General features: G+C 73.7%; 9 protein-coding genes. 5 read left to right on the forward strand and 4 right to left on the reverse strand.

From position 1 onward, the window contains the following. Positions 1 to 44 precede the first annotated feature (44 nt). The 3 genes from HS99_RS02985 (at position 45) to HS99_RS02995 (ending at position 5,534) form a co-directional block, all read left to right on the forward strand. Complete coding sequence (locus HS99_RS02985; RefSeq protein WP_030279280.1) at positions 45 to 1,028, forward strand: acetylxylan esterase; 984 nt, start codon at positions 45 to 47, stop codon at positions 1,026 to 1,028. 127 nt (positions 1,029 to 1,155) lie between these two features. Continuing rightward, the gene (yicI, locus tag HS99_RS02990) at positions 1,156 to 3,438 is read left to right on the forward strand and encodes an alpha-xylosidase (protein WP_030550368.1); all 2,283 of its coding nucleotides are present in this window, start codon (positions 1,156 to 1,158) and stop codon (positions 3,436 to 3,438) included. A gap of 113 nt (positions 3,439 to 3,551) precedes the next feature. Further along, the gene (locus HS99_RS02995; protein WP_030550370.1) at positions 3,552 to 5,534 is read left to right on the forward strand and encodes a glycoside hydrolase family 31 protein; all 1,983 of its coding nucleotides are present in this window, start codon (positions 3,552 to 3,554) and stop codon (positions 5,532 to 5,534) included. A 78-nt stretch (positions 5,535 to 5,612) separates the two neighbouring features. Here HS99_RS02995 and HS99_RS03000 read toward each other — a convergent pair whose 3' ends face one another. Both HS99_RS03000 and xylA read right to left on the reverse strand, forming a co-directional pair. Next, on the reverse strand, positions 5,613 to 8,465 hold the full coding sequence (locus tag HS99_RS03000) for a glycoside hydrolase family 2 TIM barrel-domain containing protein (protein WP_030550371.1): 2,853 nt from the start codon (positions 8,463 to 8,465) through the stop codon (positions 5,613 to 5,615). A gap of 217 nt (positions 8,466 to 8,682) precedes the next feature. Then, on the reverse strand, positions 8,683 to 9,855 hold the full coding sequence (gene xylA, locus HS99_RS03005) for a xylose isomerase (protein WP_030550373.1): 1,173 nt from the start codon (positions 9,853 to 9,855) through the stop codon (positions 8,683 to 8,685). 98 nt (positions 9,856 to 9,953) lie between these two features. On the opposite strand from xylA, the gene xylB reads away from it, so the two are divergent. Together xylB and HS99_RS03015 are read left to right on the forward strand one after the other, a co-directional pair. After that, complete coding sequence (xylB, locus tag HS99_RS03010) at positions 9,954 to 11,384, forward strand: xylulokinase (protein ID WP_030550375.1); 1,431 nt, start codon at positions 9,954 to 9,956, stop codon at positions 11,382 to 11,384. A 75-nt stretch (positions 11,385 to 11,459) separates the two neighbouring features. Beyond that, a complete protein-coding gene (locus HS99_RS03015) occupies positions 11,460 to 12,617 on the forward strand; it encodes an ROK family protein (protein ID WP_030550377.1) in 1,158 nt (385 codons plus the stop codon). Here HS99_RS03015 and HS99_RS03020 read toward each other — a convergent pair whose 3' ends face one another. Continuing rightward, positions 12,618 to 14,651 (reverse strand): alpha-amylase family protein, encoded by a 2,034-nt coding sequence (locus HS99_RS03020; RefSeq protein WP_078938605.1) that lies wholly within the window; start codon positions 14,649 to 14,651, stop codon positions 12,618 to 12,620. A gap of 385 nt (positions 14,652 to 15,036) precedes the next feature. Further along, on the reverse strand, positions 15,037 to 17,448 hold the full coding sequence (locus HS99_RS03030) for a SpoIIE family protein phosphatase (RefSeq protein WP_030279295.1): 2,412 nt from the start codon (positions 17,446 to 17,448) through the stop codon (positions 15,037 to 15,039). Positions 17,449 to 17,489: the final 41 nt, after the last annotated feature.

The raw sequence follows: 17,489 nt of genomic DNA on the forward strand, positions 1-17,489 counted from the left end.
CCCACCACCCCACCCCGAACCCGCGACACCCGGAGGAAGCCCCCGTGCCGCTCACCGACTTCGGAGCCGACGAACTCGGCGACTACCAGCCCGAATCGACCATCCCGCAGGACTTCGACGAGTTCTGGCAGCGCACCCTCGCCGAGGCCCGCTCGCACGGCGGGGCGGTCAAGGCCGAACGCGTCACCGCGCAGCACGGGCTGCGCACCGTCGAGGTCGACGACGTACGGTTTCCCGGCTGGAACGGCGAACCGGTGGCCGCCTGGCTGCTGCGTCCGCGCGGCGCGGCGGGCCCGCTGCCGGTCGTCGTCACCTACCTGGGCTACTCCGGCGGCCGGGGCCTGCCCACCGAGCACCTGTTCTGGTCCGCCGCCGGCTACGCCCAGCTCGTCGTGGACAGCCGGGGGCAGGGGCACGACACCCCGGACCCGGCCACGGGCGACGGTACCCAGTGGGTCGGGGGCTTCATGACCCGCGGCATCGACTCCCCGGAGACCTACTACTACCGCCGGCTGATGACCGACTGCGTGCGCGCCGTGGACGCCGTCGCGGAGTTCCCCGGTCTCGACACCGACCGGATCGTCGTCGCCGGGGTCAGCCAGGGCGGCGGACTGGCCCTCGCCGCCGCCGGGCTCACCGGGGACCGGGTGGCCGCGGTGATGCCCGACGTCCCCTTCCTGTGCCACTACCGCGAGGGCGCGCAGACCGCCCTGGACGGGCCGTACCAGGAGCTCGTCAACTACCTGCGCTGGCACAGCCGGCACCGGGTGCGGCCGGCCTTCGCCACCCTCGACTACTTCGACGGCGTCAACTTCGCCCGGCGGGCCACCGCACCGGCCCTGTTCAGCGTCGGCCTGATGGACCCGGTCTGCCCGCCCCGGACGGTCTACGCGGCCTTCAACCACTACGCGGGCGAGGACCGCACCATGACCGTCTGGCCCTTCGCCGACCACGCCGGCGGCTGCGGCTCCAACCCGCCCGTCCAGCTGTCCTGGCTGCGCGGGCGCGGGCTGGCGCCGCAGCCGTGACCGAGTGCCCGCCCACCGAGACACCCCGCGTCGACCACGACACCCCGACCCGAACCCCCGAGGACAGTCACCACTGGTACCGGGGCCTGATCACCGCGCACCGTGCGCGGACGGAGGAATCCGCCAGATGAAGTTCACCGACGGCTACTGGCTGATGCGCCCGGGTGTCACCGCGCGCTACGCCACCGAGGTCGCCGACGTCCGCACCGGCGAGGACCGGATGACCCTGTACGCGCCCGTCAGACACGTGCGCGGCCGCGGTGACACGCTCAACAGCCCACTGCTGACCGTGGAGTGCTGGTCCCCGGCCGAGGGGGTGATCGGGGTGCGCGCCACCCACCACGCCGGCTCGGTGCGGCGCGGACCGGAGTTCGCACTGCCCGGAGCCGAGGCGGGCAGCGGAAAGGTGCGCCGGGACGGCGACGTGGTGGAACTGGCCTCGGGCGAGCTGACGCTGCGGGTGGACACCTCCGAGCCCTGGCAACTGGAGTTCACCGCCGGCGGCCGGGTGCTCACCACGGTGGGCGAGCGTGGCACCGGCTTCGTCACCGACGCCGACGGCCGTCACCACATGCTCGGACAGCTCGCCCTCGGCGTCGGCGAACTGGTCTACGGCCTGGGGGAGCGGTTCACCCCGTTCGTCCGCAACGGCCAGGTGGTGGACATCTGGCAGGCGGACGGCGGCACCAGCAGCGAGCAGGCGTACAAGAACGTCCCGTTCCACCTGACCAACCGGGGCTACGGCGTCTTCGTCAACCACCCCGGCAAGGTCAGCTACGAGATCGGCTCCGAAGTCGTCGGCCAGGTGCAGTTCAGCGTCGAGGACCAGTCGCTGGAGTACTTCGTCGTCCACGGCCCCACCCCCAAGCAGGTCCTGAAGCGCTACACCGCCCTCACCGGCCGCCCCGCGCTGCCCCCGGCCTGGGCCCTCGGCCTGTGGCTCACCACCTCCTTCACCACCGACTACGACGAGGCCACCGTCAACCGCTTCGTCGGCGGGATGGCCGAGCGCGGAATCCCGCTCAGCGTCTTCCACCTGGACTGCTTCTGGATGCGCGAGTACCAGTGGTGCGACTTCGTGTGGGACCCGGACACCTTCCCCGACCCGACCGGGATGCTGGCCCGGCTCAAGGAGCAGGGCCTGCGCATCTCCGCCTGGATCAACCCGTACATCGCGCAGAAGTCGGCGCTGTTCGACGAGGGCGTGCGGGAGGGCCACCTGGTGCGCCGCCCGGACGGCACCGTCTGGCAGTGGGACCTGTGGCAGCCCGGGATGGCCCTGGTGGACTTCACCAACCCGGCCGCCCGCACCTGGTACACCGACAAGCTGCGCGCCCTGCTGGACATCGGGGTGGACTGCTTCAAGACCGACTTCGGCGAGCGCATCCCCACCGACGTGGTCTGGCACGACGGCTCCGACCCGGAGCGGATGCACAACCACTACACCCAGTTGTACAACCGGACGGTGTTCGAACTGCTCCGGGAGGTGCGAGGGGAGGGGGAGGCGCTGCTGTTCGCCCGCTCCGCCACCGCGGGCGGCCAGCAGTACCCCGTGCACTGGGGCGGCGACTGCGAATCGCACTTCAACGCCATGGCGGAGTCGCTGCGCGGCGGCCTGTCCCTCGGTCTGTCCGGCTTCGGCTTCTGGAGCCACGACATCGGCGGCTTCGAGGGCACCCCGACACCCGCCGTCTTCAAGCGCTGGACCCAGTTCGGCCTGCTCTCCTCGCACAGCCGGCTGCACGGCAGCAAGTCCTACCGGGTCCCGTGGGAGTTCGGAGCGGAGGCCGTCGAGGTCACCCGGGAGTTCACCCTGCTCAAGCACCGCCTCGCGCCCTACCTCCAGCGCGCGGCCCAGCAGGCGCACGCCAGCGGCCTCCCGGTGATGCGCGCGATGGTGCTGGAATTCCCGGACGACCCGGCCGCCGCCGCACTCGACCGGCAGTACCTGCTCGGCGACGACCTGCTCGTCGCCCCGGTATTCACGGAGGACGGCACGGTCGAGTACTACGTGCCGGAGGGCGCCTGGACCAACTTCCTGACCGGCGCACAGGTCACCGGGCCGCGCTGGGTGCGCGAACAGCACGGCTTCCACACCCTGCCGCTGCTCGCCCGCCCCGACTCCGTCGTCCCGCTCGGTGCGGACGACCAGCGCCCGGTCTCCGCCTGGGCGGAGGGCGTCGAACTGCGCGTCCACGCGTTCGCCGACGGCGCCGAGCGCACCGTCGTGATCCCGCGCTCCGACGGGCCCGGCGAGACCGCCCGCTTCCACGTGCGCCGCACCGGCGACCGCCTCACGGTGGCCACCAGCAGCCCGCACCCCTGGCAGCTGCGCATCGGCGGTCCGGACGGTGCCCTGCACGTCAGCCGGGCCGGCACCCCTGAGGCCGAGCTGCCCTACCCGGCCTGAGGCCGGCCCCGTGCGCGGGGCCCCGCACGTCGCCACATGGGCGTGCGGCGCCCCGCCCCCTCGGGCAACGGCCCACTCCCACCTGCCCGTTGAGACGAACAGAGGAAGGTCCCTTGTCCTACACCATTCGCGCGGGCGCTCTGGAACGCCACACCGCCGCCGAGATCCTCCGCATCGAGCCCTGGGGACCGGACGCCGTCCGGGTGCGCGCCTCCTCCGGGACCATCGACCCCACCGCCCCCGGCGCGCTGGAGAACCCTGCGCCCTGCCCGCACGCCGAACCGTCAGTCTCGGACGACGGCCGCGCCCGCCTGGTCAACGGCCGCATCGCCGTCGAAGCCTCGGCGGACGGCCGGCTGAGGTTCCACCACGCCGCGTCGGGCCGCGAGCTCCTCGCCGAGCGGAGCCCGCACGCCCACCACGGCGCCGTTCGCGTCCACGCGGCGGACGGCCGGACGGAACAGTCCTTCCAGGCCTACGACGGGGAACGGCTGCACGGCCTGGGGCAGCACCTGCACGGACGCCTGGACCAGAAAGGCTGTGTGATCGACCTCGTCCAGGCCAACACCGTGGTGGCCGTCCCCTTCCTGCACTCCTCGCGCGGCTACGGGCTGCTGTGGAACAACCCCGCCACGGGCCGTGTCGAACTGGGCGCCGACGCCACCCGGTGGACGGCCGACGGCGGCGGGCGCATCGACTACTGGATCACCGCGGGCGACACCCCGGCCCAGATCCTGGACTCCTACACCCGGGCCACCGGCCGCCCGCCCCTCCTCCCCGAGTGGGCCTCCGGCTTCTGGCAGTCGAAGCTCCGCTACCGCACCCAGGACGAACTCCTCGCGGTGGCACGGGAGTACAAGAAGCGTGGACTGCCGCTGTCCGGCATCGTCTGCGACTTCTTCCACTGGCCGAGGATGGGCGACTGGCGTTTCGAGAAGAGCGAGTGGCCCGATCCCGCCGCCATGACCAAGGAGCTGTCGGACCTCGGGGTGAAGCTCGCCGTCTCGGTGTGGCCCACCGTCGAGCCCGGCAGTGACGCGTACGACGGGATGCGCTCGGCCGGGCACCTGGTCCGGGACGCGGGCGGCGGTCTGCTGAGCTTCCCGTGGCCGTCCCGGTACAGCGGCGAGGCACGGATCCACCCGATGGCGTACTACGACGCCACCCATCCCGGAGCCCGCGCCGCGCTGTGGCAGCGGCTGAACGACAACTACCGCTCTGCGGGCGTGGCGTGCTTCTGGCTGGACGCCTGCGAGCCCGACGTGCCCCCGGGCATCGCCGAGCGCGCCGTCTACGCGGCCGGGCCCGCCGCCGAGGCCGCGAACCTCTACCCGCTGGAGCACATCCGCGGGGTGGCCGAGGGGCTGCGCGCGGCGGGCGAGGACCGGCCGCTGTCGCTGGTCCGCTCCGCATGGGCGGGCAGCCAGCGGTACGGGGCCCTGCTGTGGTCCGGCGACACCCCCACCACCTTCGACTCCCTCGGGCGCCAGATCCGGGCCGGGCTGAACGTCGCGATGAGCGGCATCCCCTGGTGGAACACCGACATCGGCGGCTTCTTCGGCGGCGACCCGGACGACCCCGCGTACCGTGAACTGCTGATCCGGTGGTTCCAGTACGGCACCTTCAGCCCCGTCATGCGTCTGCACGGCGACCGGGAGCCCAACTTTCCCGCCTTCTCCGCCGACATGACCGGCGGGCCGAACGAGGTCTGGTCGTACGGGGAGCAGGCGTACCCGATCCTCCGCGACCACCTGCTGCTGCGCGAACGCCTGCGCCCGTACCTTCGGCGGCTGTCCGAGGACGCCCACCGCACCGGTGCCCCGCCGATGCGCCCGCTGTTCTTCGACTTCCCTGAGGACGAACGCGCGTGGGAGGTCGACGACCAGTTCCTACTCGGCCCCGATCTGCTGGTGGCACCCGTGTACGAGGCCGGCGCCCGGGCCCGCCGGGTGTACCTGCCGGCCGGTGCCCGCTGGCTCGAGCCGGTCACCGGACGCGCGCTGGAGGGGGGAAGCGCGCTCGACGCGGAGGCCCCGCTGGAACGCCTTCCGGTCTTCGTGCGGGAAGGGGCCGACGTCGCGGACCTGTTCGGCTGACTCCCCACACGGCCGGCGTGACCGGCGTGACCGGCCGGTCACGCCGGCCGCGCCGGGTGGTTCGCAGGGGGGCGCCGGTCAGCGGAGCTGCGAGAGGACGAAGGCGAACTCGGCTCCTTCGGCCCGCAGCTGGTACCGGGGCAGCGGGCCGGGCCCGCAGGAGGCGGTGCCGATGCCGTGCAGGGCGTGGTCCAGGTTCACCCACACGGCGTCACCGGGCGTGAGGTCGGTGAGGTGGGCGGCCGCGTCCAGTCGCTCGGTGGTCCAGCGGCGGGCGGTGAAGTAGAAGGCCGGGTCGCCCTCGATGCGCAGGCCGCCGATCTCGGCCCAGCGGACGTCGGCCCGTGCGCCGTTCTCCTGCGGGCGCACGTAGGGGGTCTGCAGTTCGTCGACCGTGGACTCGTAGCGGCCGAGCCTGGCGGCGGCCCTGGTGTCCGGGTACCCCTCGTGGGGGCCGGCACCGAACCAGCGCACCTCGTCCGCCGCGGCGAGCGCGAGCCGCACGCCGAGGCGGGGCAGCGGCACGGGCCATTCGCCGTCGGGCCGCACCGACACGGTCAGCCGCAGGCGGTCGCCGTCGCTGGTCCAGCGGTAGTCCGTGTCGAGGCCGAACTCCCGGGCGGCCGGGGCCACCCGGGTCCGCACGGTGAGCGTGTTCTCGCCGAGTTCCACCGCGTCCAGCCGGTGCCGCATGCGGTGCAGACCGGCGTTTCGCCACAGCGCGGCGGTTCGGGTGCCGGTCAGCCAGTCGGTGCCCTCGTCGTTGTCGGTGGGCGCCCGCCACACGTCCAGTCGCAGGCCGCTGACCTCGACGGTGCCGATGGACCCGAGCGCGCCGGTACGGGGGTCGAAGCGGGCCGGGCCGAGGGTGATCGCGCCGTCGCCCGAGACGGGGCCGACGGCCGGGCGGAGGACCGGCCGCGTCCGTTCGGTCACCGGGAACTGGCCCCACGCGACCTCGTGGCCCCTGGGAGCCCACGCGGTGTCGGCCGCCAGCACCGCCCGGACCGTCCACCGGGTCTCACCGTCCTCGGGGCCGGCGGGCCGCGGCGGCAGCTTCACCACCGCCGATTCGGCGGGCGCGAGCCGAGGCACGACCAGCGGGCCGGTCTCGACCGTCTCGCCGTCCACCTGGTACGACCACTCGAAGGCCAGTGCGGCGAGGTCGGCGAAGTCGTACCGGTTGGTGACCGTCACGGTGCCGTCGGCGCCGTCCCCGTGGATGCGGACGGGCTCGATGACCTTCTTGTACTCCAGCAGACCGGGGGACGGCCTGCGGTCCGGGAAGACCAGGCCGTCGCAGACGAAGTTGCCGTCGTGCAGTTCCTCGCCGAAGTCTCCGCCGTAGGCGTAGCCGAGTCCGGGGTGGGCGATGCCGTGGTCGATCCACTCCCAGACGAACCCGCCCTGCAGCCGGTCGTAGGTCTCGAACAGCCGCTGGTACTCGGCGAGTCCGCCGGGGCCGTTGCCCATGGCGTGGCCGTACTCGCAGAGGATGAACGGCAGCCGGCGGCGCTTGTGGGTGCCGCCGTCCAGTTCCCGGCCGATCCGCTCGACCTCGGCGTGTCCGGCGTACATCCGTGAGTACATGTCGGTGTCGCGGCTGTTCGGGTCGCCCTCGTAGTGCACGAGGCGGGAGGGGTCGCGGTGGTGGATCCACTCGGCCATCGCGGTGAGGCCCCGTCCGGTGCCGGCCTCGTTGCCCAGTGACCAGATGACGACCGAGGGGTGGTTCTTGTCGCGTTCGACCGTGCGGGCGGCGCGGTCGAGCAGGGCGGGGGTCCAGCGGTCGTCGTCGACGGGGTTGTCGCGCCAGTCCTGTTCGGTGAAGCCGTGGGTCTCCAGGTCGCACTCGTCGATGACCCACAGGCCGTACTCGTCGCACAGGTCTAGGAAGGCCGGGTGGGGCGGGTAGTGCGCGGTGCGGACGGCGTTGATGTTGTGCTGCTTCATCAGCAGGACGTCCCGGCGCATGGTCTCCGGGTCGAGGGCACGCCCCGTCCCGGGGTGCCACTCGTGGCGGTTGACGCCCTTGAAGAGCACCGCTGTGCCGTTGACCCTGATCAGCCCGTCGGCCAGCTCCACGGTGCGGAAGCCGATCCGCAGCGGGACGCGCTCGCCGGCGGTGACCAGCTCGCCGTCGTACAGCGTCGGCACCTCGGCGGACCACGGCCGCACCGGCACCGTGACGGTGGCTCCCGTCGCGACGTCGATGCCCAGGGCCGGCACGGACACCCGTCCGGCGGTGTCGGACTCGACGCGGAGGGTGCCCTGGCCCGTGCGGTGGTCGAAGGAGGCGTGCACGAAGAAGTCGCCCGCGCAGCCTTCCGGGCGGTGCCGCAGGGTGACGTCGCGGAAGATGCCGGGGAGCCACCACTGGTCCTGGTCCTCCAGGTAGGAGCCCGCCGACCACTGGTGGACGCGTACCGCGAGCACGTTGCCGCTCGGCTCGAGCAGGTGGCCGACGGCGAACTCGTGCGGCAGGCGGGAGCCCTTGAACTCGCCGAGCCGGGTGCCGTTGAGCCAGACGCGGGCGCAGGACTCGACACCGTCGAAGCGCAGCACCGCGCCGCCGTCGTCCGGCCAGTCCTCGGGCAGGTCGAAGCGGTACAGGTGGTCGCCGGTCGGGTTCTCCGTCGGCACGCGTGGCGGGTCGACCGGGAAGGGGTACAGGTGGTTGGTGTACGCGGGCCGGCCGAAGGCGCCGTCGCCCTGGAGGACCCAGTGCCCCGGGACGGTCACCTCCGCCCAGTCGGCGGCGTCGAATCCGGGCTCGGCGAAGGACTCGTCCCGGGCGTCGGCCGTCGGCGAGACCCGCAGGAGCCAACTGCCGTTCAGCGACAGGCTCGTGGCGCTCGACGAGGCGTACCAGGCGCGGGGCGTCATGGTTCCTCGGCCCGGGGAGTGGTCCTCGAAGTAGTCGTTCGTCATCCCTTTGGCGCTCCCTGTGTGATCAGTGGTGACAGGAGAGGTGGACGGTCGGGTCGCCATGGACTGCTTCACCTCCCGGCGGGCCGGAAAACCGAACCGGGGCGCAGCGGTGGTCCCTCGGTTCCCCGTCGGGCGGTCACGACGACCACCGTAGCTCCCGGCCGCCGTGGAGGCCGGGTCGTGCCGCCTGCACGACCCGGCCGGGCTCCGGCACCGGTCAGCGGGCGCCGAGGAGGTGTTCGAGGGCGAGCTGGTCCAGCTGCTCGAAGGCCATGCCGCGGCCGGCTGCGGCGTCCACGTCGAACTCCTCGAAGGCGGAGCGGTCCGCCAGCAGCCCGGCGACGCCGTCATCGGCCGTCGGGACGGCGAGTTCGGGCAGCCGGGAGGCGGCGAGCGCGGCCCGGACCTCGGGGTCGGCCCGGAAGGCGCGGGAGCGCTCGGCGAGCAGCAGGTAGTTGCGCATGCAGCCGGCCGCCGAGGCCCAGACGCCGTCGGCGTCCTCGGTGCGCGGCGGCTTGAAGTCGAAGTGCCGCGGGCCGTCGTAGCCGGCCGACTCCAGCAGGTCGACCAGCCAGAAGGCCTGCCGCAGGTCGCCCGCGCCGAAGCGCAGGTCCTGGTCGTACTTGATGCCGGACTGGCCGTTGAGGTCGATGTGGAACAGCTTGTCGTGCCACAGGGCCTGCGCGATGCCGTGCGGGAAGTTGAGGCCGGCCATCTGCTCGTGGCCGACCTCCGGGTTGAGGCCGACCCGCTCGGGACGCTCCAACTCGTTGATGAACGCCAGGGCGTGGCCGACGGTGGGCAGCAGGATGTCGCCGCGCGGCTCGTTGGGCTTGGGCTCGATCGCGAAGCGCAGGTCGTAGCCCTGCTGCTCCACGTACTCGCCCAGCAGGTCGAAGGCCTCCTTGAGCCGGTCGAGCGCGGTCCGCACGTCCTTGGCCGCGCCGGACTCGGCGCCCTCGCGCCCGCCCCAGGCGACGTAGACCGAGGCGCCGAGTTCGACGGCCAGGTCGATGTTGCGGATGGTCTTGCGCAGCGCGTAGCGCCGTACGTCGCGGTCGTTGGCGGTGAAGGCGCCGTCCTTGAAGACCGGGTGGGTGAACAGGTTGGTGGTCGCCATCGGGACGTTCAGCCCGGCGGCGTCCAGCGCGGCGCGGAAGCGCTTGACGGTCTCCTCGCGGGTGGCGTCGCCCGCGCCGAAGGGGATCAGGTCGTCGTCGTGGAAGGTGACGCCGTAGGCGCCGAGTTCGCCCAGACGCTGAACGGTCTCGACCGGGTCGAGGGCGGGGCGGGTCGCGTCGCCGAAGGGGTCGCGCCCCTGCCAACCCACGGTCCACAGGCCGAAGGTGAACTTGTGCGCGGGGGTGGGGGCGAGCGGGTCGCTGGACATGGAGCGGCTCCGGATCAGTGCCAGGGGGTGTTTGTCAGGACTCTCAACAAATTAGTATGCCGGAACGTCGGAAGGAACCCCCCGCACCGGAGGAACGCATGGCTGAGCAGCGTGTCGTGATCGGCCTCGACAGCTCGACGCAGTCCACCAAGGCCCTCGCCGTCGACATCGACACCGGCACCGTTCTGGGCCAGGGCCGTGCCCCGCACACCGTCAGCACGGGCACCGGCCGCGAGAGCGATCCCGAGCAGTGGTGGCAGGCGCTCGGCGAGGCCGCGGCGGCGACGGGCTGGGCGGACCGTGCGGCCGCCGTCTCGGTCGCCGGCCAGCAACACGGCCTGGTCGCCCTCGACACGAGCGGGGCGCCGGTCCGCCCGGCGCTGCTCTGGAACGACGTCCGGTCCGCGTCCCAGGCCGCCGGGCTGTCGGCCGCGATCGGAGCGGCGGAGCTCGCCCGCCGCACCGGCAGCGTCCCCACCGCCGCCTTCACCGCCGCCAAGTGGGCCTGGCTGCGCGCCGTCGAGCCCGCCGCCGCCGAGCGGGCCGCCGCCGTCCGCCTCCCGCACGACTTCCTGACCGAGCGGCTGACCGGAGAGGCGGTCACCGACCGGGGTGACGCCTCGGGAACCGGCTGGTGGGGGCCGGACGGCTACGACCACGACCTCCTCGCCCACATCGGACTCGACCCGGGCCTGCTGCCCCGGGTCCTCGCGCCGGGCGAGCGGGCCGGCGTCGTCCGCCCGGGCACGCCGCTGCGAGCGGGCGTGCCGGTGGCGACCGGCACCGGCGACAACATGGCCGCGGCCCTCGGGCTCGGGCTGCTCCCCGGGCAGCCGGTACTCAGCCTTGGCACCTCCGGCACCGTCTACGCCGTGGGCCACGACAGGCCCGCCGACCCGACCGGCACCGTCGCGGGCTTCGCCGACGCCCTCGGCCGCTGGCTGCCGCTCGCCTGCACGCTCAACTGCACCCTCGCCGTCGACCGCTTCGCCGTTCTCCTCGGACGCGGCCGGGACGAGGTCGAGGAGGGCGGCACGGCCGTCGTCCTGCCCTACCTGGACGGCGAGCGCACACCGGACCTCCCGGGCGCCTCCGGCCTGGTCCACGGCCTGCGCCACGACACCACTCCGGGGCAACTGCTGCAGGCCGCCTACGACGGCGCCGCCCACGCCCTGCTCGCCGCCCTGGACGGTGTGCTGCGCGCGGGCGGCGCGGATCCGGCGGGCGACGAACCGCTGCTGCTGATCGGCGGCGGCGCCCGCGGGCTCGCCTGGCAGCGGACCGTGCTGCGGCTCTCCGGCCGGGCCGTCCAGGTGCCCGACGCGCAGGAACTGGTCGCGCTCGGCGCCGCCGCCCAGGCCGCCGCACTGCTCACCGGCGAGCCGGCCGACGCGGTGGCGCGCCGCTGGCGGACGGCCCACGGCCCGGTTCTGGAGCCGGTGGAGAAGGACGAGGCCGCGCTCACGAGGATCGGCGATACCCTGCGTCGGGCCGGGGCCTTGCAGGGAGCCCCGGCCGAGGACCGGTAGGAGGGGCGGCACGTGGCGGTGGTCGGCAGGGCGGCGAGCAGGAGCGCGGCGAACGGGCCCGCGTCGCTACAGGACATGCGGCGGCAGAACCTGGCGGTCGTCCTTGCCGCGGTGGCCGCGCACAGCCCGCTCTCCCGCGCGGACGTCTCCGGTCGGGTCGGTCTGACCAGGGCGGCGGTCTCCTCGCTCGTCGACGAGCTGATCGGCCGCGGAGCCGTGACCGAGGCGGCGGCCACCGCCAGCGGACGGGTCGGCAGACCCGGACGGGCACTGACGGTGAGCGGCGAAGGCCCGGCGGGCCTCGGCCTGGAGATCGGAGTCGGCCACCTCGGGGCGTGCGTCGCGGACCTGCGCGGCGAGCCGCGGCTGTGGCGCCGGGTGGAACGGGCCAACGCGGGCCGGCCCCCCGGGACGGTACTGGCGGAACTCGCCGCCCTGGCCGCCGAGGCCGAGGCCGAGGCCGCGGCCCTCGGCCTGCGCGTCGAGGGCCGGGTGCTGGCCGTGCCCGGCGTGGTGCCGAACGAACCCCGCGGACTGGTCGAGCGCGCGCCCAACCTCGGCTGGCACACCGTCGGGATCGCCGACCACTGGCCCGAGCCGGAGACCGCGCCCGAGCCGGAGAACGAGGCCAACCTCGGGGCGCTGGCCGAGTACTGGAACGCCGGAACCCCGGTGGAGACCTTCGTGCACGTCTCCGCCGGGGCCGGGATCGGCGCCGCCCTGGTCATCGACGGGCGACTGTTCCGGGGCGCCCGCGGCTTCGCCGGCGAACTCGGCCACGTCCCCGTGCACCCGGAGGGCCCCGAGTGCGCCTGCGGCGCCCGGGGCTGCCTGGAGCAGTACGCGGGCGAGGCGGCCGTGCTGCGCGAGGCCGGTCTCGCGCAGGACGGCCCGGGAGACCCGGTCGCCCTGCTGGCCGAGCGGGCAGCCAACGGACACGCGCCCACCCTGGCGGCCCTCGACCGGGCGGGCCGTGCCCTCGGTCTCGCCCTCACGTCCGCCGTCGACCTCATCGACCCGGACGGCCTCGTCCTCGGCGGCGCCTACGCCGAGCTCGCCGACTGGCTGCTGCCGTCCGTGTGCGCCGAGCTGGCCGCCCGGGTCACCGTGCGGCCCTGGGCCGCGGAGGCGCTGCGCCCCTCCGCGCTCGGGCGACGCGGGCCCCTGCTGGGCGCGGCGCTGACGACGATCCGCCGCATCATGGCGGACCCGACCCTGCTTCCCGCCGGGTGATCAGGAGCCCGTACCGGACGGCCCGTCCGGGAGGTCGTGCTCGACCACGACCATCGCGTGCCCGTCCGCTGCCGTGACCCGTACGTGGACGTACTCGCCGTCGTGCTCCCAGGGGAGTTCCCGCCCGGCGGGCTGGAGCCGCACCGAGTGCGGCACGGCGGCGACCCGGACGGCGACGGGCACGTCGACCAGCGGGAACGGGTCGTGCACCAGGTCCAGTTCCGGGGTCTCCCGGGACGGGACGAAGCTGGTCAGGTGCACCACGGTGCCGGTGCCGGTCCGCACGACGGTGGTCTCCAGGTGGACCGGCCCGCCCGCACGGACCAGCGGGTCCGGCAGGAGCCGGTCCAGCGCGGCGCCGAGCAGTCGGCGGTACGCTTCCAGACCGTGGTCGTGGAAGGCCTCCAGCAACGACACGGTCACCGCGGCCATCCCGTCGCCGACGGCGACCGCCACCTCCTCGGTCGGGTCGGCCGGGGGAGTGTAGGAGTGCCCGCAGAAGCGGTCCCAGGAGCGCGGGAAGTAGGGCGCGACGACCCGGGCCAGCACCTCGGCGCCGGGCAGCGCGCGGGCGGTCAGCCGGGAGCCGTAGCTGATCACCGGGAAGTCCTCCGGGACGCCGGGGACACCCCGGCAGGCGAGGAAGACCTCGCCGTCCGGGGCCGGGGCCAGACCCTCCACCGGCAGATCGGGTAGGACGGGCTCCGTGCCGTTCCTGAGCAGGGCGGGCCCGACCAGCAGCACGGCGCCACCGGCCCGGCGGTACGCGCCCAGGCGCTCGGCCAGGCCGTCGTCGACAGGGGTGGTTTCCGGCACCACCACGGCCCGGTAGGCGCCCAGGTCGGCCGTCGGCGGGAGCACGTCGAACTGGATCCGGAGCTGCTGCAGCGCCCGCACGGCGCCGATGTTGCTCGCGCCGGGATGGTCGCCCAGACCCGGGTCGACGACCACGGCGACCTCGCTGACGACCTCCCCGCCCTCGACGAACGGCTCGCAGGCCTCGATGTGCCCGTAGACCGAGCCGATCAGCTCGTACACCGCCGGAGCGGGCACGCCCCGCGGGTGCAGCACGTCGCCCACGCCGCTGGTCAGGCCGTGGCTCAGCATCCGGCTGTTCTCGTAGAGCAGCGCAGCGCGGGGCTTGAGCGCGGCGTTGTCGCCCCAGCTCTCGTGGAACCGCCCGGTGTGGCTGAGGGTCGGCATCCCCAGCGGGCGGACGAAGCGGGCCACGTACGGGAGGAAGGCGTAGCCCCAGCCGCCGGTGGGCAACCCCTCGATCTCGACGTGCCGCACGAACGGCCGCTCCTGCGGCAGCCGGGTCTTCGGGCGGCCGTTGAACCAGACTCCCTGGGCGGCGTCCGGCGGGAGGGCCTTCTCCACCATCGCCGAGTAGCGCGCCATGTAGCGCTGCGCCACCAGGTCCGCGTAGCGCGCCCGGTGGTCGGCGTCGGCCGGGTCCAGGCCCTCCCGGCGCATCCCGTCGACCGCCCAGCGGCTCAGGCTCGGCTGGCTCCAGCACATGTCGACGAAGATGCCGTCGACCGGGGCGAAGCGCCGCAGCACCTCGTCCAACTGGTCGGCGAAGTAGTCGGCGTAGGGGCTCGACATGTCGAGGATGTTCCAGCCCGCCTGAAAGGCCGAAGGCGTCCAGCGGGCGATCTTCAGGTTCTCGTCGTGTGCGACCCATTCGGGGTGCTCGCGGGCGGCGTACTCGTCGACCTGGAGCGACAGGTAGATCGGCGCGCGGATGCCGACCGAGTGCAGGGCCTGGACCTGCTCGGCGAGCAGGTCCAGGCCGGGGGCGAGACCCGGGTGGCGCTCGGGCCGGTCTGTCCCGTGGTAGAGGTGGCCGTGATGGCACTTGGCGAAGACGGTGACGCTGTCGACGTGGGCGTCCCGGAAGGTCCGCGCGAAGGACACCGGGTCGAAGTCCCGGCCCACGTCGGGGATTTCGGGACCGGTGTGGAAGTCTAGGTGCACCGTGCGCCGGGGGAAGCGGCTGGGGTTGAGAGCGCTCACAAAATCCTGGGTCATGGGATGGATTTATAGAAGTCCCGCGTCGGCGAGTCCAGGGGTTTCACGAGGGTAACTTTGAAGTTGCTTGTCACAGAGGCAAATTCGACAGATCCCGATGCACAGGGCTGCGAGGCGTCGATGGCACTCTTCTCCGACATGGGATCTCACGTGGGGTTGACGCCGTGTCACCGACCTGCGCTGTCACCCGGCGGTGCGGTCTCGAGGGGCGGCAGCGGTCGGGCCGGCGAACGGGCGGTCGTCGACCTCCAGCGAGCGGATGGACGCCCAGGTGCCGGAGTCCGGACCGGTGTGCGTTCCCTCCCCGGGCCGGGTTCCGCCCGCCCACCCCGGGCCGGGGCAGGTGTCGTCGAAGCAGGTGGTGCACAGCGCGACGCGCAGGGGACTACGCCGGACCGAGGGTCTGGGCACACCAGATCGTCTTGCCCTTGGTGGTGTGGCGGGTGCCCCAGCCCTGGGTGAGCTGGGCGACCAGCATCAGGCCGCGTCCGCCCTCGTCGAAGGTGCGGGCCCGGCGCAGGTGCGGGGCGGTGTCGCTGCCGTCGGAGACCTCGCAGATCAGTGAGGCATCGCGGATCAGCCGCAGTCTGATGGGAGGTCGGCCGTACTTGATCGCGTTGGTGACCAGCTCGCTGACGACCAGTTCGGTGACGAACGCCGGCTCCTCCAGGCCCCAGAGCGCCAGTTGGTCGGCGGCCAGCTGCCGGGCGTGCGCCACCTGTGCGGAGTCGGGCTCGATGCCCCAGTCGGCGACGTGGTCGGGATCCAGCGCCCGGGTGCGGGCGAGGAGGAGGGCCGCGTCGTCGGTGCGGTGCTCCGGCAGCATGGCCTTCATCGCCGTGTCGCGGAGCGCCTCCAGCGAGGTGCCCGGTTCGCTCAGGATCCGGAGCAGGGCCGCGCGTCCCCGCTCGGCGTCGCGCTCGCGGCTCCGCACCAGCCCGTCGGTGTAGAGGGCGAGCAGGCTGCCTTCGGGCAGCTCGAACTCCGTCGCCTCGAAAGGCAGGCCGCCGATGCCCAGCGGGGGCCCCAGCTGCGCTTCGACCGGGACACCGGTGCCGTCCGGCGAGATGATCAGCGGCAGCGGATGGCCCGCGCTCGCCAGGGCACAGCGGCGGGAGACCGGGTCGTACACCGCGTACAGGCAGGTGGCGCCGGTCTCGCCGGTCGGTTCGAAACGGCCGTCGGGCCCGGAGTCGTCCGGGAGGTGGAGGACCAGGTCGTCCAGGTGGGTGAGCAGTTCGTCCGGCGGCAGGTCCACGTCGGCCAGGGTGCGCACCGCCGTGCGGAGCCGGCCCATGCCGGCGGAGGCGTGCACGCCGTGGCCGACGACGTCGCCGACGACCAGGGCGACCCGGGCGCCGGACAGCGGGATGAGGTCGAACCAGTCGCCGCCCACGCCCGCGCCAGCCCCGGCGGGCAGGTATCCGGACGCCACCTCGACCGCCCTGTGGCTCGGCAGCCGCTGCGGCAGCAGACTGCGCTGCAGGGTCAGCGCGGTCGTGTGCTCGCGCGTGTACCTGCGGGCGTTGTCGATGGCGACGGCGGCCTTGGCGGCCAGCTCCTCGGCGAGGATCAGGTCGTCGGCGGTGAAGGCCTCGGGCCGGTCCTTCCGGGCGAAGGCGACGACGCCCAGCACGGCGCCGCGCGCCAGCAGCGGCACGGTGATCCGGCCGGTCAGTCCCTGGGCGAGGATGGTCCGGTCGATCAGTGGGAGGCCCGGCGGCCAGTGGGCGGGGTCGGCGGCCAGGCCCGGGCCGAAGGCCCACCCGCCGCCCTGGTCGGCTTCGGCGGCGAGCTGGACCATGGACGTGCCGGCGGCCATGCAGCGGGCGGCGACGGAACCGGAGGCGTACCCGACCGGCGTCACCGGTCCGGAGGGCCCGTCGGGGTCCTCCTGCGTGCTGTGCCGGGCGGCGCGGCTGAGCGTGACGGTGCCATCGGTGGTGACCGCGGCGGCGGGCGGTTCCTCCCCGCGCAGGACCTCGTCGAAGAGGTCGACGGTGACGAGGTCGACGAAGCCCGGCACCGAGGCGGTCGCCAGGTCCCGGGCGGTGCTGACCACGTCGAGGGTCCGGCCGATGCCGCTGCCGACCTCGTTGAGGAGGAGCAGGCGTTGGCGGCCCCAGTACTCCGCACTCATGTCGAAAGCCCAGTTGGCGACCGCGCGTACCCTGCCCCCGGTGTCCCGGACGGGCCACATGCTGGTGGCCCAGGCGGTGGCAGAGGCGCTGCCGCGCGGCCGGAAGACCGTGATGAGGCGCGCGGGCTCGCCCGTCCTGGCCACCTCGGAGAGCTGGTTGGTGTACGCGGCGTCGTCCAGTTCGGGAAACAGCTCACGGTACTTGTCACCGAGCACCTGGGCCTCCGAGTGCGCCATCACCCGGCAGGCGGCGGCGTTCACCCACAGGAACCGCAGCTCGGGGTCGTACACCCCGAGGGCGAAGGGGCACTGTTCGAAGGCCCGGTCGGCGATCACCGGACGGCGGTCCCAGCGCTGGACGGTCAGCACCTGGCCCAGCGGCTGTCCGTCGCCGCCGTTCAGGGGGTGGGCCGTCACCGCGGCGTCCACCGCGGACCCGTCCCGGTGGCGCAGCGTGAGCGACGTGGTGCCGGGGCCGGCGTCCGCGGGGTAACCGGGCCGGGGATCGACCAGGAAGTCCGTCACGGGGCGCCCGACGGTCTCCTCCGCGCTCCAGCCCAGCAGCAGCCGCCCGCCCTCGCTCCAGCCGCTGACCACGCCGTCCGGTCCGACCACGACAGCGGCGGTGGGTGCGTCCTGCTCGCCAGTCGTCTCCACGCGCGCCTCCGTCCGGGCAGCGGTGCAAGCCGGAACGGATT

The sequence above is a fragment of the Kitasatospora aureofaciens genome (genome assembly GCF_001188955.3).
Classification (GTDB): Bacteria; Actinomycetota; Actinomycetes; order Streptomycetales; family Streptomycetaceae; genus Kitasatospora; species Kitasatospora aureofaciens.

Bases quoted from the DNA above. Each gene is read 5' to 3' on its own strand.
- HS99_RS03015 (WP_030550377.1), top strand. From the start codon at position 11,460: ATGCGGCGGCAGAACCTGGCGGTCGTCCTTGCCGCGGTGGCCGCGCAC.
- yicI (WP_030550368.1), top strand. From the start codon at position 1,156: ATGAAGTTCACCGACGGCTACTGGCTGATGCGCCCGGGTGTCACCGCG.
- xylB (WP_030550375.1), top strand. From the start codon at position 9,954: ATGGCTGAGCAGCGTGTCGTGATCGGCCTCGACAGCTCGACGCAGTCC.
- HS99_RS03000 (WP_030550371.1), bottom strand. From the start codon at position 8,465: ATGACGAACGACTACTTCGAGGACCACTCCCCGGGCCGAGGAACCATG.
- xylA (WP_030550373.1), bottom strand. From the start codon at position 9,855: ATGTCCAGCGACCCGCTCGCCCCCACCCCCGCGCACAAGTTCACCTTC.
- HS99_RS03020 (WP_078938605.1), bottom strand. From the start codon at position 14,651: ATGACCCAGGATTTTGTGAGCGCTCTCAACCCCAGCCGCTTCCCCCGG.